1 protein-coding gene is annotated in these 248 nt (G+C 69.0%); it reads right to left on the bottom strand.

Annotation, left to right across the window (positions count from 1 at the left end):
• A partial coding sequence (locus tag WG924_RS28135; RefSeq protein ID WP_345936347.1) for a hypothetical protein occupies positions 1–248 on the bottom strand: 248 nt, incomplete at both ends.

The following is a 248-nucleotide window of genomic DNA, read 5'->3' as shown; positions in this document are numbered from 1 at the left end:
ACATCGGCAGTCGCGTTCGCCGCCGGCGTGAAGCTCACGCCATTGGCGGCGATGAAGGCATTGATCGCCGTCACCGTGCCGCTCAGCGTCCGGCTGGTCGCCGTGCCGCCGACGGTCACGCCGCTGCCGCTGGTCGCGGACAAAGTCCCGCTGCCGACCGCGAAGGTCACGGTCACGATGCCCGAGCCGGCATCGATATCGCTGATCGAGATGCCGGTCAGCGCGGTCACCGTGTCTTCGGTCACCGC

This window comes from Tistrella arctica (assembly GCF_039630945.1).
Classification (GTDB): Bacteria; Pseudomonadota; Alphaproteobacteria; order Tistrellales; family Tistrellaceae; genus Tistrella; species Tistrella bauzanensis.
Note: the sequence above shows the minus strand (reverse complement) of the source record. Positions and strands in the feature narration are given on the sequence as shown.